This is a genomic window from Anoxybacillus sp. ST70 (assembly GCF_019553625.1).
GTDB classification, from domain to species: domain Bacteria; phylum Bacillota; class Bacilli; order Bacillales; family Anoxybacillaceae; genus Anoxybacillus; species Anoxybacillus gonensis.
Map to the genome: position 1 here is coordinate 361483 of NZ_JAHZOF010000002.1, position 25123 is coordinate 386605.

29 protein-coding genes are annotated in these 25123 nt (G+C 42.3%); all 29 read left to right on the forward strand.

Annotated elements, in window-relative coordinates:
- Window positions 1-40 precede the first annotated feature (40 nt).
- Window positions 41-1183 (forward strand): radical SAM family heme chaperone HemW, encoded by a 1143-nt coding sequence (gene hemW, locus K1I43_RS04960; protein ID WP_033383231.1) that lies wholly within the window; start codon window positions 41-43, stop codon window positions 1181-1183.
- A 77-nt stretch (window positions 1184-1260) separates the two neighbouring features.
- Window positions 1261-2295 (forward strand): heat-inducible transcriptional repressor HrcA, encoded by a 1035-nt coding sequence (gene hrcA / locus K1I43_RS04965; protein WP_019416886.1) that lies wholly within the window; start codon window positions 1261-1263, stop codon window positions 2293-2295.
- A gap of 66 nt (window positions 2296-2361) precedes the next feature.
- Window positions 2362-2943, forward strand: coding sequence for a nucleotide exchange factor GrpE (gene grpE / locus K1I43_RS04970; protein WP_019416887.1), 582 nt, complete (start codon window positions 2362-2364; stop codon window positions 2941-2943).
- A 13-nt stretch (window positions 2944-2956) separates the two neighbouring features.
- Window positions 2957-4774, forward strand: a complete 1818-nt coding sequence (gene dnaK, locus K1I43_RS04975) for a molecular chaperone DnaK (RefSeq protein WP_019416888.1) — start codon at window positions 2957-2959, stop codon at window positions 4772-4774.
- Window positions 4775-4905: 131 nt separating this feature from the next.
- On the forward strand, window positions 4906-6027 hold the full coding sequence (gene dnaJ, locus K1I43_RS04980) for a molecular chaperone DnaJ (protein ID WP_009374033.1): 1122 nt from the start codon (window positions 4906-4908) through the stop codon (window positions 6025-6027).
- A 23-nt stretch (window positions 6028-6050) separates the two neighbouring features.
- A complete protein-coding gene (gene prmA, locus K1I43_RS04985; protein WP_009374032.1) occupies window positions 6051-6989 on the forward strand; it encodes a 50S ribosomal protein L11 methyltransferase in 939 nt (312 codons plus the stop codon).
- Between the two features lie 14 nt (window positions 6990-7003).
- Window positions 7004-7753, forward strand: a complete 750-nt coding sequence (locus K1I43_RS04990; protein WP_026011538.1) for a 16S rRNA (uracil(1498)-N(3))-methyltransferase — start codon at window positions 7004-7006, stop codon at window positions 7751-7753.
- Between the two features lie 10 nt (window positions 7754-7763).
- Window positions 7764-9116: a tRNA (N(6)-L-threonylcarbamoyladenosine(37)-C(2))-methylthiotransferase MtaB gene (gene mtaB, locus K1I43_RS04995; protein WP_009374029.1), complete on the forward strand. Its 1353-nt coding sequence runs from the start codon at window positions 7764-7766 to the stop codon at window positions 9114-9116.
- 99 nt (window positions 9117-9215) lie between these two features.
- Window positions 9216-9389, forward strand: coding sequence for a 30S ribosomal protein S21 (gene rpsU / locus K1I43_RS05000; protein WP_003393897.1), 174 nt, complete (start codon window positions 9216-9218; stop codon window positions 9387-9389).
- A 14-nt stretch (window positions 9390-9403) separates the two neighbouring features.
- A complete protein-coding gene (locus K1I43_RS05005; protein ID WP_003393899.1) occupies window positions 9404-9847 on the forward strand; it encodes a GatB/YqeY domain-containing protein in 444 nt (147 codons plus the stop codon).
- 89 nt (window positions 9848-9936) lie between these two features.
- Window positions 9937-10599: an NfeD family protein gene (locus K1I43_RS05010; RefSeq protein WP_019416893.1), complete on the forward strand. Its 663-nt coding sequence runs from the start codon at window positions 9937-9939 to the stop codon at window positions 10597-10599.
- Window positions 10596-11585 (forward strand): flotillin-like protein FloA, encoded by a 990-nt coding sequence (gene floA, locus K1I43_RS05015; protein WP_019416894.1) that lies wholly within the window; start codon window positions 10596-10598, stop codon window positions 11583-11585. The genes K1I43_RS05010 and floA overlap by 4 nt, the downstream gene beginning before the upstream one ends.
- Window positions 11586-11592: 7 nt before the next feature.
- Entirely contained in the window at window positions 11593-11946 is a 354-nt protein-coding gene (locus K1I43_RS05020) for a hypothetical protein (protein WP_019416895.1), read from the forward strand.
- Between the two features lie 53 nt (window positions 11947-11999).
- Window positions 12000-12284, forward strand: a complete 285-nt coding sequence (gene yqfC / locus K1I43_RS05025; protein WP_009374025.1) for a sporulation protein YqfC — start codon at window positions 12000-12002, stop codon at window positions 12282-12284.
- Between the two features lie 11 nt (window positions 12285-12295).
- Complete coding sequence (gene yqfD, locus K1I43_RS05030) at window positions 12296-13483, forward strand: sporulation protein YqfD (RefSeq protein WP_009374024.1); 1188 nt, start codon at window positions 12296-12298, stop codon at window positions 13481-13483.
- Between the two features lie 3 nt (window positions 13484-13486).
- The gene (locus tag K1I43_RS05035; protein ID WP_019416897.1) at window positions 13487-14449 is read left to right on the forward strand and encodes a PhoH family protein; all 963 of its coding nucleotides are present in this window, start codon (window positions 13487-13489) and stop codon (window positions 14447-14449) included.
- Between the two features lie 60 nt (window positions 14450-14509).
- Window positions 14510-14977: an rRNA maturation RNase YbeY gene (ybeY, locus tag K1I43_RS05040; protein WP_026011539.1), complete on the forward strand. Its 468-nt coding sequence runs from the start codon at window positions 14510-14512 to the stop codon at window positions 14975-14977.
- Window positions 14978-14983: 6 nt separating this feature from the next.
- Entirely contained in the window at window positions 14984-15370 is a 387-nt protein-coding gene (locus K1I43_RS05045; RefSeq protein WP_220382621.1) for a diacylglycerol kinase family protein, read from the forward strand.
- A 66-nt stretch (window positions 15371-15436) separates the two neighbouring features.
- Window positions 15437-16345 (forward strand): GTPase Era, encoded by a 909-nt coding sequence (era, locus tag K1I43_RS05050; protein WP_009374020.1) that lies wholly within the window; start codon window positions 15437-15439, stop codon window positions 16343-16345.
- Window positions 16346-16444: 99 nt separating this feature from the next.
- Window positions 16445-16588, forward strand: a complete 144-nt coding sequence (locus K1I43_RS05055; protein WP_019416900.1) for a YqzL family protein — start codon at window positions 16445-16447, stop codon at window positions 16586-16588.
- 19 nt (window positions 16589-16607) lie between these two features.
- Window positions 16608-17369, forward strand: coding sequence for a DNA repair protein RecO (gene recO, locus K1I43_RS05060; RefSeq protein WP_009374019.1), 762 nt, complete (start codon window positions 16608-16610; stop codon window positions 17367-17369).
- A gap of 91 nt (window positions 17370-17460) precedes the next feature.
- A complete protein-coding gene (gene ccpN / locus K1I43_RS05065; RefSeq protein ID WP_026011540.1) occupies window positions 17461-18090 on the forward strand; it encodes a transcriptional regulator CcpN in 630 nt (209 codons plus the stop codon).
- Window positions 18091-18102: 12 nt separating this feature from the next.
- Window positions 18103-18909, forward strand: a complete 807-nt coding sequence (locus tag K1I43_RS05070) for a pyruvate, water dikinase regulatory protein (protein ID WP_019416901.1) — start codon at window positions 18103-18105, stop codon at window positions 18907-18909.
- Between the two features lie 295 nt (window positions 18910-19204).
- Window positions 19205-21016, forward strand: a complete 1812-nt coding sequence (gene dnaG / locus K1I43_RS05075) for a DNA primase (protein WP_009374016.1) — start codon at window positions 19205-19207, stop codon at window positions 21014-21016.
- On the forward strand, window positions 21009-22127 hold the full coding sequence (rpoD, locus tag K1I43_RS05080) for an RNA polymerase sigma factor RpoD (RefSeq protein ID WP_019416902.1): 1119 nt from the start codon (window positions 21009-21011) through the stop codon (window positions 22125-22127). Before dnaG ends, rpoD begins: the two co-directional genes overlap by 8 nt.
- Before the next feature lie 74 nt (window positions 22128-22201).
- Window positions 22202-22735, forward strand: coding sequence for a hypothetical protein (locus K1I43_RS05085; protein WP_019416903.1), 534 nt, complete (start codon window positions 22202-22204; stop codon window positions 22733-22735).
- Between the two features lie 110 nt (window positions 22736-22845).
- Complete coding sequence (gene cccA, locus K1I43_RS05090; protein WP_019416904.1) at window positions 22846-23208, forward strand: cytochrome c550; 363 nt, start codon at window positions 22846-22848, stop codon at window positions 23206-23208.
- A gap of 90 nt (window positions 23209-23298) precedes the next feature.
- A complete protein-coding gene (locus tag K1I43_RS05095; RefSeq protein WP_026011541.1) occupies window positions 23299-24003 on the forward strand; it encodes a tRNA (adenine(22)-N(1))-methyltransferase in 705 nt (234 codons plus the stop codon).
- Entirely contained in the window at window positions 24000-25118 is a 1119-nt protein-coding gene (locus tag K1I43_RS05100; RefSeq protein ID WP_009374007.1) for a Nif3-like dinuclear metal center hexameric protein, read from the forward strand. Before K1I43_RS05095 ends, K1I43_RS05100 begins: the two co-directional genes overlap by 4 nt.
- The last annotated feature ends 5 nt before the right edge of the window (window positions 25119-25123 follow it).

The following is a 25123-nucleotide window of genomic DNA, read 5'->3' on the forward strand; positions in this document are numbered from 1 at the left end:
AATGTTTCTGCGGTTTTTTGCATAGAAAAGGGTGAAGTAAATGATTCAAGCAGCATATATTCATATTCCGTTTTGTACGCACATTTGTCATTATTGTGATTTCAATAAAGTATTTTTACATCAGCAACCGGTTGACGCTTATATCGATGCGTTAATCATCGAAATGGAACGGACGTTTGAACGTGTTCCGACATCGCAATTGCAAACGGTATTTATCGGAGGAGGAACACCGACGTCGTTGACTGCCAAACAGCTTGATCGATTATTGCGTGCCATTCACCGCATCGTTTCGCTCGCTTCCGATGTCGAGTTCACCGTTGAAGCGAATCCGGATGAAGTGAGCGATGAGCAGTTATACGTGCTCAAGGAATGGGGAGTGAACCGCCTCAGTTTTGGCGTGCAAACGTTCGATCGTGAATTGCTCCAACGCATCGGACGTACCCATACGAAAGAAACGGCAATCGAGACGATTGAGCGCGCGCACAAGCTCGGCTTTCATAATATAAATATCGATTTAATGTACGGATTGCCGACACAAACGATCGACCATCTAAAAGAAACGTTACGCATAACGTTTTCGCTTCCGATTCAACATGTGTCTGCCTACTCGCTCATTATTGAGCCTAAAACCGTATTTTACAACTTGATGAAAAAACAGACGTTGCCGTTGCCGAGTCAAGAAGAAGAAGCATATATGTATGAAATGATTATGGAACAAATGGAACAACATGGATATAGACAATATGAATTAAGCAACTATGCTCAAAAAGGGTTTGATAGCCGTCATAATATGACATATTGGAATAACGACGATTACTACGGATTTGGTGCAGGCGCCCATGGCTATATGAACGGCATAAGACATGTAAACGCTGGACCGATTAAAAAATATATACAGCTCATTGAGCAAGGGCAGTGGCCACATGTAGACGAGCATGTTGTGTCAAAAGAAGAACAAATGGAAGAGCATATGTTTCTTGGTTTACGAAAAATCGAAGGGGTAAATAAAAATGAATTTTTTATGCGATATGGAAACACGGTGCATGACGTGTTTGGTGAAGCCATTGCCTTGCAAAAACGAAACGGATTGCTTGAAGAGACGGAGCAAGCGATTTTCCTTACCCATCGCGGCAAATTGCTCGGAAACGAAGTATTTCAATCGTTTCTTGGCGTTTCATCTTGACACGACAAGTGCAATTTGATACCTTAATAGTAGATTTAGCACTCGCTTTGTTAGAGTGCTAACAGAGGTGATGAGCGTTGCTAACAGATCGCCAATTGTTAATTTTAAAAATTATTGTCGATGATTTTATTCGTTCTGGGCAACCTGTTGGTTCACGAACGTTATCGAAAAAAGAGCAAATCACGTTTAGTTCAGCGACCATTCGCAACGAAATGGCCGATTTAGAAGAGCTTGGTTTTATTGAAAAAACACATATTTCTTCTGGTCGCGTTCCGTCTCAAAAAGGATATCGTTATTACGTTGACCATTTATTGCCGCCTGTTCGGTTAACACAAAAAGATGTACAAACGATTCAATCGATTTTTCATGAGCAAATATACGAATTAGAAAAGCTTATTCAAAAATCGGCGCAAATTTTATCGGACTTAACGAACTATACAACCGTTGTGCTCGGTCCTTCAGTAAAGGAACATAAGCTAAAAACGATTCAAATCGTTCCGCTAAATGCAGAAACAGCCGTTGCCATTATTGTGACGGATACGGGGTATGTAGAAAAGCACGTCGTGACGCTCCCACCGTCTATTCCGCCATCAGACGTCGAAAAGATGGTCAACATTTTAAATGAGCGGTTGACAGGTGTTCCTTTAGAAGATTTAACAGATAAAATTCAAACAGAAGTTGCGCACGTGCTTCGCGAACACATCCAAAGCTACGACCACATGTTGCGAATGATTTCGTCTTCTTTAGATTTAAACGCGCCTGCGCAAATGTTTTTAAGCGGAAAAATGAACATGCTTCGTCAACCGGAGTTTAGCGACATCGATAAGCTTCGCGCATTGCTGAATGTCATTGAACAAGAAAAAGAGTTTTATCGTTTGTTAAGGAAGCATAAGCAACAAGGTATTCAAGTGAAAATTGGCACAGAAAACGATGTAGCAGGAATGGAAAACTGCAGTTTAATTACAGCGACGTATTCTGTCGATGGTGAAAAGCTTGGTACGATCGCTGTTCTTGGACCAACTCGCATGGAATATTCGCGCGTCATTTCACTATTAAACCTTGTTGCGACGGATTTGTCGAAGGTGTTATCGATGTGGTATCAAAAAGATTAGCGATGTCAATATTATGGATGGGGAATTTCCCCATCTGCTTTTCAAGTTTTTTAGGGAGGTGAGAAGATGGAGAAAGAACAGCGTACATATGATGAAACTGTTGAACAATCTGAAGACGTACAAGATGAGCAAGTGCAAGAGGAGCAAGCGCAAAGTGAAGAAACACAACAAGAAGAGCAAGACGAATTAGCGCTTGCATACGAAAAAATTGCTCAATTGGAAGCGAAGTTAGCAGAAACAGAAAATCGTTTTCTTCGCCTCCATGCCGACTTTGACAATTATCGTCGCCGTGTGCGTTTAGATATGGAAGCTGCAGAAAAATACCGCGCGCAAAGTTTAGTTTCTGATTTATTGCCGATTTTAGATAACTTTGAACGCGCGTTACAAGTGCAAGTAGAAGATGAAAAAGCAAAGTCGTTATTGCAAGGAATGGAAATGGTTTATCGCGCATTCATTGAAGCGCTCAAAAAAGAAGGGGTCGAAGTCATTGAATCGGTTGGAAAACCGTTCGACCCGCATGTGCATCAAGCGGTGATGCAAGTAGATGATCAAAACTACGAGCCAAATACAGTTATAGAAGAATTCCAAAAAGGCTACAAATTAAAAGATCGTGTCATTCGTCCAGCAATGGTCAAAGTAAATCAATGAGGAGGGATTATGTATGAGCAAAATTATCGGTATTGACTTAGGTACAACAAACTCTTGCGTCGCTGTGTTAGAAGGCGGGGAGCCAAAAGTTATTCCAAACCCAGAAGGAGGTCGCACGACACCGTCTGTCGTTGCGTTTAAAAACGGTGAGCGTTTAGTCGGTGAAGTGGCAAAACGCCAAGCGATTACAAACCCAAATACAATTATTTCGATTAAGCGCCATATGGGCACAGACTATAAAGTACAAGTAGAAGGAAAAGAATACACACCGCAACAAATTTCTGCAATGATTTTGCAATACTTAAAATCATATGCGGAAGCGTATTTAGGTGAACCTGTTACACGTGCTGTGATTACTGTTCCAGCTTACTTTAACGATGCACAACGTCAAGCGACAAAAGATGCTGGCCGCATTGCTGGTTTAGAAGTCGAGCGCATCATTAACGAGCCAACAGCAGCTGCGTTAGCATACGGATTAGATAAAATGGATGAAGATCAAACAATTCTCGTATATGACCTTGGCGGAGGTACGTTTGACGTATCGATTCTTGAATTAGGTGATGGTGTATTCGAAGTAAAAGCGACGGCTGGTGACAACCACCTTGGTGGTGACGACTTTGACCAAGTCATCATCGATTATTTAGTTGAGGAGTTCAAAAAAGAACACGGCATCGATTTATCAAAAGATAAAATGGCGTTGCAACGTTTAAAAGACGCGGCAGAAAAAGCGAAAAAAGAGCTTTCTGGCGTGATGCAAACGCAAATTTCATTGCCGTTTATTAGCGCAAACGAAAACGGTCCGCTTCACTTAGAAATGACGTTAACGCGCGCAAAATTTGAAGAATTATCAGCGCACTTAGTTGAGCGTACGATGGGACCTGTTCGTCAAGCGTTAAAAGATGCTGGATTGACGCCTGCAGATATCGACAAAGTCATTCTTGTTGGTGGTTCAACGCGCATTCCAGCTGTTCAAGAAGCGATTAAAAAAGAAATTGGCAAAGAGCCTCATAAAGGAGTAAACCCAGACGAAGTTGTTGCGATCGGTGCAGCGATTCAAGGTGGAGTAATCGCAGGGGACGTAAAAGACGTCGTATTATTAGATGTAACACCGCTTTCGCTCGGTATTGAAACGATGGGTGGCGTCTTTACAAAATTAATTGAGCGCAACACAACTATTCCGACAAGCAAGTCGCAAATTTTCACAACGGCAGCAGATAACCAAACGGCTGTAGACATTCACGTTTTACAAGGTGAACGTCCGATGGCTGCCGATAACAAAACGCTCGGTCGCTTCCAATTAACAGACATTCCGCCAGCTCCGCGCGGTGTACCACAAATTGAAGTCACATTTGACATTGACGCAAACGGTATTGTGCACGTGCGCGCGAAAGACTTAGGTACAAATAAAGAGCAATCGATTACAATTAAATCTTCTTCTGGTTTGTCTGAAGAAGAAATTCAACGCATGATTAAAGAAGCAGAAGAAAATGCAGAAGCAGACCGGAAGCGAAAAGAAGAAGTGGAACTTCGCAACGAAGCAGACCATCTCATTTTCACAACAGAAAAAACGTTAAAAGAATTAGAAGGAAAAGTAGACGAAGCGGATGTGAAAAAAGCGCAAGAAGCAAAAGATGCATTAAAAGCAGCGCTTGAGGGCAAAGATATCGAAGACATTCGCGCGAAGAAAAACGCGTTGCAAGAAGTTGTGCAACAGCTTTCTGTTAAGCTATATGAACAAGCGGCTAAACAAGCGCAAGCACAACAAAGCGAAGGCAAAAAAGACGACAACGTCGTCGATGCGGAATTTGAAGAAGTGAAAGAAGATAAGTAAACAAACAAAAAGTCAAAGTCAGGCCTGCCTTGGCTTTGACTTTTTTGCTATGGAAACATCAAATGTATTGCGCAACAAGTTGAGACAATGATAAAATTACGTTCATGTGAACGAGTCGGGAGTGGGTGATCATGAGTAAACGAGACTATTATGAAGTGCTCGGCGTGAGTAAAAACGCAACAAAAGAAGAAATTAAAAAAGCGTATCGAAAATTATCAAAGCAGTATCATCCAGATATTAATAAAGCGCCCGATGCAGCTGAAAAGTTTAAAGAAATTAAAGAAGCATACGAAGTGTTAAGCGATGACCAAAAGCGTGCCCATTACGATCAATTCGGCCATACGGATCCGAACCAACAGTTTGGTGGATTTGGCGGGGCTGATTTTGACTTCGGTGGGTTTGGTGGCTTTGAAGATATTTTTAGTAGTTTTTTTGGCGGTGGGCGTCGACGTGATCCGAACGCACCGCGTGCAGGGGCAGATTTGCAATATACGATGCGTTTAACATTTGAAGAAGCGGTTTTTGGAAAGGAAACAAATATTGAAATTCCACGTGAAGAAACGTGCGATACGTGCCATGGCTCTGGAGCGAAGCCAGGAACGAAAAAAGAAACGTGCGCACATTGCCACGGTACAGGGCAATTAACGATTGAACAAGCGACGCCGTTTGGCCGCATCGTAAATCGTCGCCCGTGTCATCATTGCGGCGGCACAGGACATTTTATTAAAGAAAAATGTTCGACATGTCATGGAACAGGTCGTGTGAAAAAACGGAAAAAAATTCATGTCAAAATTCCTGCCGGTGTCGATGACGGTCAACAATTGCGCTTAGCAGGTCAAGGTGAGCCTGGAATAAACGGGGGACCACCTGGAGATTTGTACATCGTTTTCTATGTCGAACCGCACGAGTTTTTTGAACGTGATGGCGATGATATTTATTGTGAAATGCCAATTACGTTTACGCAAGCCGCGCTTGGTGCGGATATTGAAGTGCCGACGTTGTATGGAAAAGTGAAATTGAAAATTCCAGCAGGTACGCAAACAGGTACGAAATTCCGCTTAAAAGGAAAAGGAGTACCGAATGTGCATGGCTATGGAAAAGGAGATCAACATATTCGCGTTCGCGTTGTCACACCAACGAAGTTAACCGAACGTCAAAAACAATTGTTGCGTGAGTTTGAACAACTCAGTCAAGGGAATGGACAAGAAGATAGCTTTTTTGCGAAAGTGAAGCGAGCATTTAAAGGGGAGTAACGTGAAGGAGGAGTTGGTAGATCATGAAATGGTCTGAAATAAGCATTCATACAACACACGAAGCGGTCGAGGCGATTTCAAATATTTTACACGAAGCAGGTGCGGGTGGCGTCGTCATTGAAGATCCGTTTGAATTAACGAAAGAACGAGAAACGACTTACGGGGAAATCTACCAACTCAATCCTGACGATTACCCCGAGGAAGGAGTTATTATTAAGGCATATTTGCCGGTAAATAGCTTTTTAGGTGAGACGGTCGAAGAAATTAAACAGGCGATTAACAATTTAATGTTATATAACATCGATATTGGGCGAAACAAAATTACGATTAGCGAAGTGAACGAAGAGGAATGGGCGACAGCGTGGAAAAAGTATTACAATCCGGTCAAAATTTCTGAGCGGTTTACGATCGTTCCGACATGGGAAACGTATGAACGTGTTTCAAGCGACGAATTAATTATTGAATTAGATCCGGGCATGGCGTTCGGCACGGGGACGCATCCGACGACAGTGATGTGTATTCAAGCGCTTGAGAAGACGGTCAAACAAGGTGATATGGTCGTCGATGTCGGTACGGGGTCAGGCATTTTAAGTATTGCTGCTGCGATGTTAGGAGCGAAACGTGTTCATGCGCTCGATTTAGATCCTGTCGCAGTAGAAAGTGCAAAATTGAACGTGAAATTAAATAAAGTACACGATGTCGTCACCGTTTCGCAAAACAATTTACTTGATCGGATCGATGAACAAGCGGATGTCATCGTTGCAAACATTTTAGCTGAAATCATTCTTCGTTTTGTCGATGATGCGTATCGTTTGTTGCGTCCGGGAGGCGTATTTATTACATCAGGAATTATTCAAACGAAAAAACAAGAAGTGAAAGAAGGTCTTCTTCGCGCTGGTTTCACGATTGAAGAAACGTTAACGATGGAAGATTGGATCGCATTTATTGCGAAAAAACAATAAAAAGGGTGTTCGCGTTGCAACGATATTTCGTACGTAACGAGCAAATCGTTGGCGATCACGTCATGATTTCTGGCGATGACGTCCATCACATTGGGCGGGTCATGCGCATGAATGAAGGTGATCGCCTTCTTTGTTGTAATGAGCGTAGTGAAACGATGCTTTGTGAGATCGAACAAATTTCCAATGATTTTGTCCGATGCCGTATTATACAATGGATAGAGGGAAATGTTGAACTGCCTGTGCACATTTATGTCGCAAGCGGACTGTTAAAAGGAGATAAATACGAACTCGTTTTACAAAAAGGAACAGAGCTTGGAGCAAGAGGCTTTCTTCCGCTCATCACATCCCGTTCGATCGTTAAATGGGACGAGAAAAAAGGCGATAAAAAAGTGGAGCGTTGGCAAAAAATTGTGAAAGAAGCGGCTGAACAATCCCACCGAGCATATATGCCGTCTGTTTATGCTCCGATGACGATTCGGGAACTCATTGCATGGGCGAGCGACATGGATTATACATGTATTGCTTATGAAGAAGAAGCGAAAGAGGGAAAACATCGTGCTTTTGCCGATCTTCTTCAAAAGATGGATGAAGGGAACTCCCTCTTAATTGTTTTTGGACCAGAAGGCGGTTTATCCGAGCAAGAAGTGACGTTATTGAAACAACATGGTTTCATCGCATGTAGTCTTGGACCGCGCATTTTACGAGCAGAAACGGCACCGTTATATGCGTTATCAGCGGTGTCTTATGAATGGGAACTTAAGTGAGGTGATATACATGCCAACGGTTGCATTTCATACGTTAGGATGCAAAGTGAATCATTACGAAACAGAGGCGATTTGGCAATTGTTTAAACAAGCAGGATATGAGCGAAAAGATTTTGAAAGCCATGCCGATGTATATGTTATTAATACATGTACAGTCACGAATACAGGGGATAAAAAAAGCCGCCAAGTCATTCGACGTGCGGTGCGTCGCAATCCGGATGCGGTCGTTTGTGTAACGGGCTGTTATGCGCAAACGTCCCCAGCGGAAGTGATGGCTATTCCAGGTGTCGATATCGTCATCGGTACACAAGATCGCGGAAAAATTTTAGAGTACATCGAGCAGTTTAAACAACAGCGTGAACCGATTAACGGTGTGCGCAACATTATGAAAACGCGTGTATATGAAGAATTGGATGTACCGGCGTTTACAGATCGGACGCGCGCATCGCTGAAAATTCAAGAAGGTTGCAATAACTTTTGTACGTTTTGTATTATTCCATGGGCGCGCGGCTTAATGCGTTCACGCGATCCGAAAGAAGTCATTCGTCAAGCGCAACAGCTTGTTGATGCAGGCTATAAGGAAATTGTATTAACAGGCATCCATACAGGTGGATATGGAGAAGATATGAAAGACTACAATTTTGCCATGTTGTTGCGCGACATCGATGAGCAAGTGAAAGGATTAAAACGATTGCGTATTTCGTCGATTGAAGCGAGTCAAATTACAGATGAAGTCATTGATGTATTAAAACAGTCGGATAAAATCGTCCGCCATTTACACATTCCGTTGCAATCGGGCTCAAATACGGTGTTAAAGCGGATGCGTCGCAAATATACAACGGAATTTTTTGCGGAACGGTTAGCGCGTTTGCGTGAAGTATTCCCAGATTTAGCTGTTACGTCTGACGTCATTGTCGGTTTCCCAGGTGAAACGGAAGAAGAGTTTATGGAAACATATGCGTTTATTCGTGAACAGCGTTTTTCTGAACTGCATGTTTTCCCATATTCGAAGCGGACAGGCACGCCAGCAGCAAGAATGCCAGATCAAGTAGATGAGGAAGTGAAAAATGAGCGCGTTCATCGCTTAATTACACTTTCTGATCAACTAGCAAAAGAATATGCATCGAAGTTTGAAGGGCAAGTGCTTGAAGTCATTCCAGAAGAGCCGTACAAAGAAGATCCAGCGAGCGGCTTATATGTTGGCTATACGGACAATTATTTGAAAGTAAAATTCCCGGCAACAGAAGAGATGGTCGGTCAACTTGTTAAAGTAAAAATTACAAAAGCTGGATATCCGTATAACGAAGGGGAATTTGTACGTGTCATGAATGATCATCACGAAGCTGTTCGATTAAGCTCATAAAAAGAAGTTGACTTATGAACTTGGTTATATTATACTTTGAAAGTACATGTTCCACATGTACCAAGGATTAGCGGTTTTGTTCGGAGGGAGGGAAGTAGGATGTCGAAAACGATCGTTCGTAAAAACGAGTCGCTTGAAGATGCTCTTCGTCGCTTCAAACGTGCGGTTTCAAAAACAGGTACGTTGCAAGAAGCAAGAAAGCGCGAATTCTATGAAAAGCCAAGCGTAAGACGTAAGAAAAAGTCTGAAGCGGCTAGAAAGCGCAAATATTAAAAGAGGGTGTATTTATGAGTCTTCTCGAACGTTTGAACAATGATATGAAGCAAGCGATGAAAAACAAAGAGAAGGACAAATTGTCGGTCATTCGCATGGTGAAATCCGCTTTGCAAAACGAAGCGATTAAACTTGGCAAAACGTTGACCGAAGATGAAGAATTAACCGTACTTTCTCGCGAATTAAAACAGCGTAAAGACTCCCTCCAAGAATTTGAAAAAGCTGGTCGCACAGACCTTGTTGATAAAGTCAAGGAAGAGATTACGGTTCTTGAACTTTACATGCCGAAGCAGTTGAGCGAAGAAGAGCTAGTGCAAATCGTGAAAGAAACGATTGCCGAAGTCGGCGCTTCCTCAAAAGCGGATATGGGTAAAGTGATGGGAGCGATCATGCCGAAAGTGAAAGGAAAAGCGGACGGCTCGCTCGTAAACAAACTTGTTCAACAACATTTAAGTTAAACACCTTACGATATCGTAAGGTGTTTTTCAATTTTTGAAACTTTTTCTTCTTTCATACGTACATAATAAGTGTGAAGGGAGGAAAAAGCATGGCCGGTCTCATTGTTGCTTTCACGCATCCATTTCTCGCTGCGCTTTTGTTAATTGCCGGCAGCGTCACGTTCGTTTGGCAACTGTACGATGCGCGTTGGGGATGGAAAGGAGCTGTAAGCATCATTTGTTTTTTGCTTTTTTTCTCATCGCATTTAGCAGCTGGTTTAACAACCGTTGGGGCGATGATGTTGTTTGCGATTGGTCTTATTTTGTTAGTCATTGAGTTGTTTGTACCAGGTGGCGTCATTGGCTTTCTTGGGCTCGGTACGCTCGTCTGGAGCTTATTTTTAGCCGCCAAACATTCCCCGTTTGTTACGATGTCGTTAGCAGTAGCTGTCGTGAGTGCGCTAATGGTGGGCTTATGGCTTAGCCGGGTGAGCAAAAAGAAGATGGCGCTTTTTGAAAAAATTGTGCTTACCGACGAACAGCGGAATGAAGAAGGATATGTGTCTCATGAAGCGCGCATGGATTTCATCGGGAAACGCGGAGTGGCCATCACTGTATTGCGGCCAGCAGGAACGGCGCTCATTGACGGCGAACGTGTAGATGTTGTCACAGAAGGAGAATATATTGAACGACATCGACCGATTGAAGTTATTCACGTCGATGGGTTAAAAGTCGTCGTTCGAGAATGTAAAAAAGAGGAGGAAATCGTATGACACCGGATCAACTTTTACTTATTATTGCGATTGCGTTAGGGTTTGTGTTGTTAGCTGTATTCTTTTCGTTCGTTCCCGTTATGCTTTGGATTTCCGCACTTGCTTCTGGTGTGCCAATTAGCATTTTTACACTTATTGGGATGCGTTTACGCCGCGTCATTCCGTCGCGCGTCATTAATCCATTAATTAAAGCAAAAAAAGCAGGGCTTGATGTGACGACGAACCAGTTAGAAAGCCACTATTTAGCGGGAGGAAATGTTGACCGCGTCGTTAATGCGTTAATTGCTGCGCAGCGAGCAAATATTAATTTAACGTTTGAACGTTGTGCGGCAATTGATTTAGCCGGTCGAAACGTATTAGAAGCGGTGCAAATGAGCGTCAATCCAAAAGTCATTGAAACCCCGTTTATTGCTGGTGTAGCGATGGACGGTATTGAAGTGAAAGCGAAAGCACGCATCACTGTACGTGCGAATATTGATCGATTAGTTGGTGGTGCGGGAGAAGAAACGATTATTGCACGTGTGGGAGAAGGGATTGTTTCTACGATCGGGTCGCAGGACGATCATAAAAAAGTGCTTGAAAATCCAGATATGATTTCACAAACCGTATTAGCAAAAGGGTTAGACTCAGGAACAGCGTTTGAGATTTTATCCATTGACATTGCTGATATTGATATCGGGAAAAACATTGGTGCTGAACTGCAAACAGACCAAGCGGAAGCGGATAAAAAGATTGCACAAGCGAAAGCGGAAGAACGTCGGGCGATGGCAGTTGCACTGGAACAAGAAATGAAAGCGCGCGTGCAAGAAATGCAGGCGAAAGTCGTAGAAGCCGAAGCGCAAGTGCCGCTTGCGATGGCGGAAGCACTTCGTTCCGGCAAACTTGGTGTGATGGATTACATGAACTTAAAAAACATTATGGCAGATACGAACATGCGCGATTCCATTGGAAAATTGACACAACATCCGGATGACGAGAAAAAGTGAGGAATACATGATGGCGCTAATTGAATGGCTCCTAAACAACATATTTGTCGTTTTCATTTTGGCAGCATTTGTCTCATGGGTTGGAAAACGAATGAAAGCGGGAGAAGAAACGATTGAACGAAAACAACAGCAAGAAAAACAACAAGAACAAGAACAGAAATTACCAGTTGTGATGGCCGAAGTGAAACCGCGAACGAGACGATCGATGAAAAAAGAACAAGAGCAAATGATCGCACCGCAACGAACGGAAGAGCAACGAGTGGAGAGGAGAAAATTACCTAAACACCCGCTCGTGCAAGGCGTGATTTTTTCAGAAGTGCTCGGTCCACCGCGAGCAAAGCGTCCGTTTGGTAGAAAATAAGTGCTACAACCCCCGTTTCACTCATACATATGAGATGAAAGGGGGTTTTGTTTATGATCGGAAAGTGGAAAAGCAAAATGCGACAATGGTTAACGAATCAAATGGAACTACCTGCGGATGTTGTCGCTGACCTCCCCCGTATTACGATGATTGGACATATTCATATCTACATAGAGAATCATCGTGGTTTGCTTCTGTTTACAGATCGCGAACTACGTTTGTTATTAAAAAACGGGCAGCTGCTTGTCAAAGGGGAATCGTTTAGCATTAAAACGATTTTGCCGGAAGAAATTTTGCTCGAGGGGAAAATTAGTCAAGTTTTATATTTGGAAGAATAGGGGGGGCGGGTGTGAAAAACGAATGGGTACATCAACTGACTGGGAATTTGCGAGTACGTATTGTTGGAAAAGGATTAGAGCGGTTATTAAATGAATTTACACGCCGTGGGATATATGTATGGAACGTCAGGCGAGAGCGGGACGATTCGCTAACATGCCATATGCTCCTTCGCGACATTCATCATGTGCGAGCGGCGATGCGAAAAAGCGGTTGTAAATTATATGTTCTCGATCGTCGTGGGGCGCCGTTTTGGCTAAAAGCATCGTGGAAAAATAGCGGCATCGTTATCGGAGTCGTTACATTTATATGTATCGTTTTTATATTATCTAACATGATTTGGCGCATTGAAGTCACAGGGGCGAATCCAGAAGTCGAACATACCGTTAGGCAGGAATTGAAAAAAATAGGGGTTGAGCGCGGTGCGTTGCAATTTGTTACTCCACCTCCTGAAGCGATTCAACGAACGCTAACCAACAAGATAGATGCGATTACGTGGATTGGTGTGGAGTGGCGTGGAACGACGTTATATTGCCAAGTCGTTGAAAAAAAGCAGCCGACAGAAACGAAATCGAATACCCCCCAGCATCTTGTTGCGAAGAAAAAAGCGGTCATTACGTACATGTTTGTTGAACAAGGTCAAGCAGTGGTAGAAGTGAACGATCATGTCGTTCCGGGACAATTGCTCGTTTCCGGCTTTATTGGGAAAGAAGGGCAAACAGAGATCGTGCCAGCGCGCGGTCAAATTTTAGGCGAGACGTGGTACAAGTCTACTGTTGCTGTTCCGATGAAAACGACGTTTTATATGTTGACGGGAAAAAAACGTGAAACACATTACGTTCGTTTTTGGTCGTGGAAAATTCCGATTTTTTGGGATCATGAAGAGCAGTTTTCACAATTTGAAAAACAAGTAGATGAAAAAACGTTCCGCTTTTTCACATGGACGTTACCGATTGTTTATGAAAAAGTCGTGTGGCGTGAAAAAGAAATCGCTGTTCGTGAGTATTCGTACGAACAAGCAAAAGCGGTAGCGAAACAAATTGCGCGTGAGCAGTTACAGCGACAATTACCTGCGGATGCGAACATTCAAGGTGAAAAAGTTTTGCATGAGGCGAAGGAGAATGGTAAAGTAAAAGTAGAAATGCATTACCAAGTCATTGAAAACATTGCGATACCACAACCAATTATTCAAGGAGACTGAGGAATGTCGGAACAGTTTGTCACGATTCACCTTAACGTACAAAATGCAGATGAAGCGCTCGCTTTGTTCGGTACGCACGATGTTCATTTAAAGCGCATTGAGCAAGAACTTGGTGTGTCGATTGTGACGCGTGGAGAATCGTTAAGCGTGTCAGGAAACAAACAACATATTGAGCTTGTTGATGAGTTGTTGCGTCATTTGTTGCTTGTTATTCGCAAAGGCATTGTCATTAGCGAGCGTGATGTGCTTTATGCGCTGAAAATGGCCAAAAATGGAACGATTTCTCACTTTATTGAATTGTACAATGAAGAAATCGGAAAAAATGCAAAAGGGAAAGCGATTCGCGTCAAAACGCTCGGTCAGCGTCAATACGTTTCTGCCATTCAGCGCCATGATTTAATTTTCGGCATTGGTCCAGCAGGAACGGGAAAAACGTATTTAGCAGTTGTGATGGCTGTACAAGCGTTAAAAAACGGACAAGTCAAGCGAATTATTTTGACGCGTCCAGCTGTGGAAGCTGGGGAAAATTTAGGCTTTTTGCCGGGGGATTTAAAGGAAAAAGTCGATCCGTATTTACGCCCACTTTATGATGCGCTTCATGACGTACTTGGTCATGAACATACCCAACGATTAATTGAGCGCGGTGCGATTGAAATTGCTCCGCTTGCATATATGCGCGGGCGAACGTTAGATGATGCGTTTGTCATTTTAGATGAGGCGCAAAATACGACGCCTTCGCAAATGAAAATGTTTTTAACACGTCTCGGCTTCGGCTCGAAAATGGTGATTACCGGCGATATTTCACAAGTCGATTTACCGAAAGGAGTTCGTTCTGGGCTTGCGATTGCAAAAGACATTTTGACGAATGTAAGCGGAATTTCATTCGTCTTTTTGGAGCAAGCTGATGTTGTACGTCATCCTCTCGTCGGTAAAATTATCGCTGCGTACGAAGATGCTGGAATGTAAATGCGACCCATATTCACGTGGGTCCTTTTTGCACTTTAACAGAAGAAAGAGGGAGATTTTATGTTAGTGATTGACTTTATGGATGAAACAAATGAAATAACAGAAGAGCAAATAGAACGAATTGAAAAACTATTGCAACATGCGGCAAAGGAAGAAAATGTGCCAGATGGTGCAGAGGTGAGCGTTACGTTTGTTGACAATGAAAAAATTCGGGAAATAAATCGCGATTATCGCGGAAAAGATCAGCCGACAGATGTCATTTCGTTCGCCCTTGAAGAAATGGGCGAAGAAGAGATTGAAATTGTCGGTGTAGATGTACCACCTGTGCTCGGGGATATTATCATTTCTGTGCCGAAAGCACGCGAGCAGGCGGAGCAATACGGTCATTCTTTTATGCGTGAACTCGGTTTTTTAGCGGTGCACGGCTTTTTACATTTGCTTGGCTATGATCATGAAACAGAAGAAGAAGAAAAAGAGATGTTTACGAAACAAGAGCTCATATTACAACAATTTGGATTAACGAGATGATCGATGATGCGTTGGAAGCAATTTGTCGCTAGCGTATTATATGCTTTAAATGGCATTCGAATTGCCATTTGTCATGAGCGAAATATGCGCATTCATTTCGCAGCAACGATTGCTGTTATCGTTGCTGCAGCTATATTTCGTATCTCAAAAATGGAATGGCTTGTGTTGCTTTTGACGATTGGAGCAGTGATGAGTTTAGAAATCGTCAATAGCGCAATAGAGCGGACGGTTGATTTAGTGACGGATGAGTATCGGCCATTAGCGAAAGAAGCAAAAGATTTAGCAGCTGGCGCTGTACTTATGTTTGCTTTTATATCCGTGATCATAGGGATTTCCATTTTATTTCCTTATATGTATGTATTTTTTAAAAATTCTTTACATTTTCATAAATAGTAGTGAAATCGCGTTCATATTTTGGTAAAATAAAAAGCAAGCATACTTTATGCGATGGAGGGTTTTATGATTCGAGAAGGATATAAATCAGGATTCGTAGCAATTATCGGAAGACCGAATGTAGGAAAATCTACATTTTTAAATCGCGTCATCGGGCAAAAAATTGCAATTATGAGCGATAAGCCGCAAACGACGCGCAATAAAATTCAAGGTGTGTACACAACAGATGACGCGCAAATCGTTTTTATTGATACGCCGGGCATTCATAAACCGAAACATAAGCTTGGCGATTTTATGGTAAAAGTAGCGCAAAGCGCGTTGCAAGAAGTTGATTTAATTTTATTTATGGTGAATGCTGTAGAAGGGCTCGGTCGCGGGGATGAGTTTATTATTGAACGTTTAAAACAAGTACAAACACCGGTGTTTTTAGTCATTAATAAAATTGACGAAGTGCACCCGGACGATTTATTGCCGCTGATTGAGCAATATCGCTCACTCCATTCGTTTGCCGAAGTCATCCCTATTTCAGCGTTGCAAGGCAACAATGTAGAAACGTTGTTGCAACAAATTAAACATTACTTGCCTGAAGGACCGCAATATTATCCAGCACATCAAATAACGGATCATCCTGAACGATTTATCATTGCTGAGTTTATTCGTGAAAAAGCGCTCCATTTGACGCGAGAAGAAGTGCCACATTCCATTGCTGTTGTGATTGATTCGATTGAACGTCGCGAAAATGGCGATACGGTATATGTTGCAGCGACCATTATCGTTGAGCGTGATTCGCAAAAGGGAATTATTATCGGCAAGCGCGGTCAAATGTTGAAGGAAATTGGTCAACGTGCGCGCGCGGATATTGAGGCGCTACTCGGTTCAAAAGTGTTTTTAGAATTATGGGTAAAAGTACAAAAAGATTGGCGCAATAAAATGGCACAGTTGCGAGACCTTGGCTATCGTGAAGATGAGTATTAATGCTGTAAAATTTTAAAAGACATTGCAACAGCGCAAAAAGGGCAAACTACAAGTGAGCTGCTCAATCACCGTCAACTAACGAGAGAAAGGTGTGGTTCGATGCTCGATTTTACCTGGAAATTGTTCAGCCAAACCGGGAATATTGACACGTATCTTTTGTTTAAGGAGCTAGAACGCGAAACGCAAGAGCAAGCCAGCGATTCCACGTATCATATAACGGAAAGAGATTATCACGTCCTTTAACTTTGGAAGGTTATGTTATATGTTTGAAAAATGTGAAGGCATTGTTATTCGAACGATTGACTATGGAGAGACGAATAAAATTGTGACGATATTTACACGCGAATGGGGGAAGGTTGCTGCAATGGCAAGGGGAGCGAAAAAGCCAAGCAGCCGCCTTTCTTCTGTTACGCAAATATTTACATACGGCATATATCTTGTTCAAAAAAGTCGCGGTGTTGGTAGTTTGCATCAAGGGGAATTGCTTTCGACGATGCGCCATATACGAGAAGACATTTTTTTAACAGCATATGCCTCGTACATTGTTGAATTGACAGATAAAGCAACCGAAGAAAGACGACCAAATCCGTATTTATTTGAACTTCTTTTACAAACATTGACGTATATGAATGAAGGGCTCGATGCCGAAGTATTAACGTACATATATGAAATGAAATTGCTTCCGGCATTCGGATTATATCCGAAGTTAGATGGCTGTGCTATTTGTGGAGAAAAAGAAGGAACGTTTGCCTTTTCGATTGCACACGGAGGATTTCTTTGCCACCGTTGTTTTGAGCACGATCCACACCGCATCCCGATGACTCCATCGGTTTTAAAATTACTTCGCCTATTTTACTACGTTGATTTGTCTCGCATCGGTCAAATCGCTGTCAAACAAGAAACGAAACGACAACTACAAACGATCATTTCAGCTTATTACGATGAATATTCAGGTCTTTCGCTGAAAACAAAACGGTTTTTACAGCAAATCCATACGTTAAAAGGTGAAAGCGGACAAATGTAGCGTTGTCCGCTTCCCACTTTTGTTTGCAAAATATAAAGATGAATTATAATATGGTCTTATAGTGTAGCCTATTGTAAGGTGGTGAGCGACAATCGAACTCAATAAACGTCAAGAACAAATTTTACAAATCGTCAAAGACCACGGGCCGATTACAGGTGAGCATATTGCGGAAAAGCTCAATTTAACGCGGGCGACGTTACGGCCTGATTTAGCCATTTTAACGATGGCTGGGTACTTAGAAGCAAGACCTCGTGTTGGCTATTTTTATACAGGAAAAACAGGGACGCAATTGCTTGCTGATAAAATTAAAAAAATGAAAGTGAGCGATTATCAGTCCATTCCTGTTGTGATTAATGAAAATGTGAGCGTCTATGATGCGATTGTCACGATGTTTTTAGAAGATGTTGGCACGTTATTTGTTGTAGATGACGAGTCGTTGCTTGTCGGTGTGTTATCTCGTAAAGATTTGTTGCGTGCGAGCATCGGAAAACAAGAGTTGACATCTATTCCTGTCAATATTATTATGACGCGCATGCCGAATATTACATTTTGCGAAAAAGATGATTTGCTTATTGATGTCGCCCAAAAATTAATCGAAAAACAAATTGATGCAATGCCTGTTGTCAAAAAGGTGGACAAAGGGTACGAAGTCGTCGGGCGCATTACGAAAACGAATATGACGAAGGTGCTTGTCGCGTTAGCGAAAGAAGACGTGCTTTAAAGGGGGAAAATCATGAGTCAAATCGTATACGTCGTATCCGACTCAGCAGGGGAGACGGCCGAGCTCGTTGTAAAAGCAGCAGCGAGCCAGTTTCAGGGGGCGCTCGTTCAATTTCGACGTGTTCCTTATGTCGAAGATGTGGAGACGTTATCAGAAGTCGTCGCTTTAGCAAAAATGAATCGAGGCATTATTGTATTTACGTTAGTTGTACCGGAAATGCGTCAATTTTTATTAGCTGAAGCGGCACGTGAAGGAGTGCCTGTATACGACATTATCGGACCGCTTATTGAACAAATGGGAAAGTTATTACAAATGTCGCCACGTTGCGAACCGGGCCCTGTTCGTGTGTTAGATGAAGACTATTTCCGAAAAATCGAAGCCATTGAATTTGCGGTGAAGTACGATGATGGACGCGATCCACGCGGTATTTTGAGAGCGGATATCGTTTTAATTGGTGTATCGCGCACGTCCAAAACACCGTTATCACAATATTTAGCCCATAAACGATTTAAAGTGGCGAACGTCCCGATCGTTCCAGAAGTAGATCCACCTGAAGAATTATTTCAAGTGCCGCCGGAAAAATGTTTTGGTTTAAAAATTAGTCCAGAAAAGCTAAATGAAATTCGTCGTGAGCGGTTAAAATCGCTCGGATTAGATGACCGTGCCATTTATGCAAACATTGATCGAATTAAAGAAGAACTACAATATTTTGATGGGATTGTGAAAAAAATTGGCTGCGAAGTCATTGATGTGACAAATAAAGCAGTCGAAGAAACAGCGAACGTCATTATGAATATTATGCGTAAAAGGGAAAAATAAGCAGTCAAAGCACAGTCACAACGTGTGATATGTGCTTTTCCTTTTTTATAAAAAACTTTATAGCCAATTGATGTTTTTTATATTATAATAAAAAATTGTGATAAAACAGGTTTAGACTGAACATAGGACGAATAAACTATTTATAGCTAATTGTCAAGTGACAATGCATCGGGATTTTCGACAATATTTTTTTCTTAAAAAGAAGGATTGTTTCGCGCGATGGAGAATAAAAACATACAAAACATTTCTATTTCAGAAACAAGTTTTGTCGAAATATGTTTGGAGCTGTTGAAATATGGGACAACGCATTCCTGAGGAAACGGTTGAGCACATTCGTCGCTCAGTCGATATTGTAGACATCATCCAACAGTATGTCTCACTGAAAAAGCAAGGACGCAACTACTTTGGGTTATGTCCTTTCCACGGGGAGAAAACACCTTCTTTTTCTGTTTCGCCAGAAAAGCAAATTTATCATTGTTTTGGCTGTGGAGCAGGCGGAAATGTGTTTTCGTTTTTGATGGACATCGAAGGGATTACATTCATAGAGGCAGTGAAACGATTAGCACCGCGAGCAAATGTCGATTTATCGCACGTCGTTGATGCGCATCCGACAGCGGAACGGAAAGAAACAGCGACGATGATTGCTGCGCACGAGCTATTAAAAAAGTTTTATCATCATTTGCTGATGCATACAAATGAAGGGGAAGAAGCATTAAATTATTTGCTTCAACGAGGCTTTACGCGCGAGCTCATCGAACAGTTTGAAATTGGCTATGCTTTGCCGTCTTGGAATGCGACCGTCACATTTTTAGCAAACAAAGGCTTCTCACTTCCACTGATGGAACAGGCCGGACTCATTGTGAAAAAATCGGGAGAGGACTCATACTTTGATCGTTTCCGTCATCGCATTATGTTTCCTATCCATAACCATCAAGGAGAAACGGTTGCTTTTTCGGGGAGAGCGCTCGGAAACGAAGAGCCGAAGTATATGAATAGCCCCGAGACTCCAATTTTTAATAAACGTCATATTTTATATCACTTTCATGAAGCGCGTTTACCGATGCGTCAAAAACAGCAAGTTGTACTGTTTGAAGGATTTGCAGATGTGATCGCTGCTGTGCAAGCTGGCATTTCCCATGCTGTAGCAACGATGGGAACAGCTTTATCGGAAGAACAGGCGCGCATGCTTCGTCGCAATGCTTCATCGGTCATTGTTTGTTATGATGGGGATCGAGCAGGAATCGACGCTGCTTTGAGAGCATCTGAGACGCTCGTTGAAGCTGGCTGTTATGTAAAAGTTGCGATGATGCCAGATGGGCTTGACCCTGATGAGTATGTACAAAAATATGGTGCTGATCGTTTTCGTCATCACGTGCTTGATGCAAGCTTGTCGCTGACAGCGTTTAAGCTTGAATATTTAAAGCGCGGCCGCCATTTACAAAACGAAAGTGAGCGTCTTCGTTATATTGAAGAAGCGGTGAAAGAAATTAGCCGATTATCTAATGCGATTGAAGCGGATTATTATTTACGACAACTAGCTAATGAATTTTCCATTTCCATGGATGCGCTACGCGAGCAAATGATGGTTTATGGAAAAAAACAAGTCGAACAAAAGCAAGAACGTCGTGAAACGGTCGTTGCACCTGTGAAAGCGAAATTGTTACCAGCTTTTCAAAAAGCAGAGCGGATGTTACTTGCTCATATGTTGCGCGATAAAGCGATCGCATACACGGTTCAAGAAGCGATCGAAGGCGCATTTAACGTCGAAGAACATCGCGCTATTGCCGCCTATTTATATGCGTTTTACGAAGAAGGACACGAACCCGATGTAAGCTCGTTACTTGAACGCATTCATGATCCGCAATTAAAACGCATCGTTACAGAGCTGTCCATGATGCCGATCAACGAAGACATCTCGTCAGCTGAGTTACGAGATTACATTCAATGCGTGCTCAACTACCCAAAAGAGCAGTTGCTCAAGCAAAAAGAAGCGCAGTTGCGCGATGCCGAACGGCAAAAAGATTATGAGTGCGCAAAACGCATTGCAAGCGAAATGATTGCCTTGCGAAAGTCTTTGCATTTTGGAAGGAGGGGAATAAATGGCTGAAAAGTCAACACATTCCGATTTAACGTTAGAACAAGCAAAAGAACAATTAGTCGAGCTAGGTAAAAAACGTGGCGTTCTTACCTATGAAGAAATCGCTGAGCGATTATCCGCATTTGATCTTGATTCGGATCAAATGGATGAATATTATGAGTATTTAAATGAACAAGGGATCGAAGTCGTCGCCGAGTCCGATTTAGATGATGCTGATTTAGACGACCCAGACTTCGATGATTTAAAAGATGAAGAGTTCGATTTAAACGATTTAAGCGTTCCTCCAGGGGTAAAGATTAACGACCCTGTTCGCATGTATTTAAAAGAAATTGGTCGCGTACCGCTATTGTCAGCAGAAGAAGAAATTGAGCTAGCGAAACGCATTGAACAAGGAGACGAAGAAGCAAAACGTCGTCTAGCTGAGGCAAACCTTCGCCTCGTTGTTAGCATTGCGAAACGTTACGTTGGTCGCGGCATGCTTTTCCTTGACTTAATTCAAGAAGGAAATATGGGTTTAATTAAAGCGGTCGAAAAATTCGATTACCGCAAAGGATATAAATTTAGCACATATGCAACATGGTGGATTCGCCAAGCGATTACTCGTGCGATTGCTGACCAAGCGCGTACGATCCGTATCCCTGTTCATATGGTCGAAACGATTAATAAGCTTATTCGCGTTCAACGTCAACTTTTGCAAGACCTCGGTCGCGAACCATCTCCTGAAGAAATTGCGGAAGAGATGGACTTAACGCCGGAAAAAGTGCGCGAAATTTTAAAAATTGCCCAAGAGCCTGTATCGCTTGAAACGCCAATTGGCGAAGAAGACGACTCTCATTTAGGCGATTTTATTGAAGATCAAGATGCAACATCTCCAGCTGAACACGCAGCGTATGAGCTGTTAAAAGAACAACTCGAAGATGTGTTAGATACGCTAACAGACCGAGAAGAAAATGTGCTTCGCCTTCGTTTTGGTCTTGATGATGGACGTACGCGAACGCTTGAAGAAGTGGGCAAAGTGTTTGGTGTGACACGCGAACGCATTCGCCAAATTGAAGCAAAAGCGTTGCGAAAACTGCGCCACCCAAGCCGTAGCAAACGTTTAAAAGACTTTTTAGAATAACCGTTTACAAGAAATAGTTTACTTCTTACAATGGAAGTAAGCTATTTCTTTATTTAGGAAGGAATGCGTATTCAATGGAACAAAAACGAAAAGAAATCATCATTAATGAAATTAAATATTGGAAACAAACGCGATTGCTGCCGGAACAATATTGTGATTTTTTGCTTGCATTGTACACGGAAGGAAATCGCGATGATGTTGAAACACCGACAAAGCAAGTTCCAGCGTGGGCGATTCGAGCAACCGCGGTGATGATCGGTATATGTTTATCTTTTGCCCTTCTTGTCATTTATTTTACTGAATTGTCGTTCGTTTTGCAAACGCTCATTTTGTCACTTTTTGTCATAATTTGTTTTATTGCTGTTCGTTTTTTTGTAAAACATAAAATCGTTGTTCATATGGCTCTCATGATCGGTGCTTTGTCGCTTCTTTTACTTTCTATTCGTACATGCGATGTTTATTTTTCTGGGAGCACAAGTGCATTAGCGCTCACGGTGATGGGAAATTGTTTTGTTTGGCTGCTCATCGGTTGGCGTTTTTCGCTTATGTATTTTGTCATTTCGGGCGTTGTCGGCATCATTCTTCTTTTTTCTTCATTTTTCATTTAAAAAAATTTACATACAGGGCTTTTCCTTTATGGGAATTTAAAGTACAATAAAATTGTTTGTAACGTTTTCATTTTGAAAAACATGCTTTATTACATAAGGGAGGGTAAAGTATGAATCGCAATCCGTTAATCCCATTTGCACTTATTATGGTGATGGGAATTGGTCTCATTTTCTTTCTGTCTGTGAAAGGCCTCGGAGATATGAAAGAAGTTGCGAAAGAGAAAGAAGGCGGCGCGAAGACAGAAGAAACAGCAGCTGCAGGGCCAGAAGACATTTACAAAAAAAGCTGTGTTGCATGTCACGGCGCGAACTATGAAGGTGGCGTTGGTCCGGCATTAAAAGGTGTCGGTGATCGTCTATCTGTTGACCAAATTAAAGACGTGTTAGTAAACGGTCGCGGAAGCATGCCAGCTGGATTAGTTCCTGCGGATCAAGCAGAAGAAATGGCAAAATGGCTTTCTGAATTAAAATAAACGGAGAAGAAAGATCCCTTTACTTCGGTGAAGGGATTTTTCGTTTCTTATAAAACATGATAAACTGAAGAAAAAAGTGTGGTGATCATTGTGAACGAATTACAGCTATCTAAGCGATTGCAAACAGTTGTTTCATTTATTCCAAAAGGAAGCGTATTAGCAGACATCGGTTCAGATCATGCGTATTTGCCGTGTTATGCGTATTTGCACGGATACATAACAAAAGCAGTGGCAGGTGAAGTAGCGGACGGACCGTTTCACTCTGCCAAACAACAAGTCGAAAAGTGCGGACTGTCCCACGTCATTTCCGTTCGAAAAGGGGATGGGCTACAAGTAGTAGCACCGAATGAAGTCGATTGTGTAACAATTGCAGGGATGGGAGGAACGCTCATCTCAAATATTTTAGAAGCAGGAAAGGAAAAATTGGCATCCGTTCAACGTTTAATTTTACAGCCAAATGTCGGTGCACATATTGTGCGAAAATGGTTGTTAGACAATGAGTGGGAATTAATTAATGAACGCATTTTAGAGGAAGATGGGCAAACGTACGAAGTGCTCGTTGCAGAGCGTGGCGATCCTTATCGTCCGTATACGCAACTTCATGTTGAGCTATTGCTCGGTCCGTTTTTACTAAAAGAACGAAACGAAGTATTTGAAAAAAAATGGGCGATGGAAATGAAGCATTGGCAAAACGTCATCGAGCAATTGAAATATGCGAAAACGGAAGAGGCAGTCAAAAAGCGACAACAATTTGTTGACACGTTGCAAATGGTAGAGGAGGCTTTGAAGCGATGAAGACACCAAACGGATATGAAGTCATTCAACTATTTGAACAGTTTGCCCCAAAACACTTGGCGATGGAAGACGATAAAATCGGATTGCAAATCGGCACGCTAAATAAACCGATTCGCCGTATCATGATTACGTTAGATGTATTAGAACATGTCGTCGATGAAGCGATCGAACAAAACATTGATTTAATCATTGCGCACCATCCGCCAATTTTCCGTCCACTTAAACATATTGTGACCGATCAGCCGTACGGTCGTATGATTGAAAAATGTATAAAACATGATATTGCGATTTATGCAGCACATACAAATTTAGATATTGCAAAAGGCGGGGTAAATGATTGGCTCGCTGAAGCGCTTCAATTACAAAACGTTGACGTCCTTGTTCCGACGTATGAAGAGCCGTTGAAAAAGCTTGTTGTATATGTGCCGCGCACACATGCCGATGCGGTGAGAAAAGCGATTGGTGATGCAGGGGCTGGACATATCGGAAATTATAGCCATTGTACATTTAATAGCGAAGGAATCGGGACGTTTCGACCAGAGGAAGGCGCTAATCCATTTATCGGGCAACAAGGAACGTTAGAAACAGTGGAAGAAGTGCGTGTAGAAACGATTGTTCCTGCGCGTCTGCAAAGAAAAGTTGTTCAAGCGATGTTGCAAGCACATCCGTACGAAGAAGTGGCATATGATATATATCCGCTTGAAAATAAAGGAGAGACATATGGGCTTGGACGAATCGGGACATTAAGCGAGGAAATGACGTTACAACAATTTGCTGAACATGTCAAACAGGCATTGCGTGTACCAGCTGTTCGTGTCGTTGGCGAATTGACGAGTCGTGTACGAAAAGTTGCAGTTATCGGTGGAGATGGAAACAAATATATTCATCAAGCGAAAATGAGGGGAGCGGATGTGTACGTCACTGGCGACTTATATTATCATGTGGCACATGATGCACTCATGCTCGGCTTGAATGTCGTTGATCCGGGACATCATGTCGAAAAAGTGATGAAAGAAGGGGTAGCGAACGTATTAAGAACGATGTTTGTGCAGCAAAAATTTGATGTTGATATATACGTATCACAAGCCCATACGGAACCGTTTACGTTTATATAAAAAAG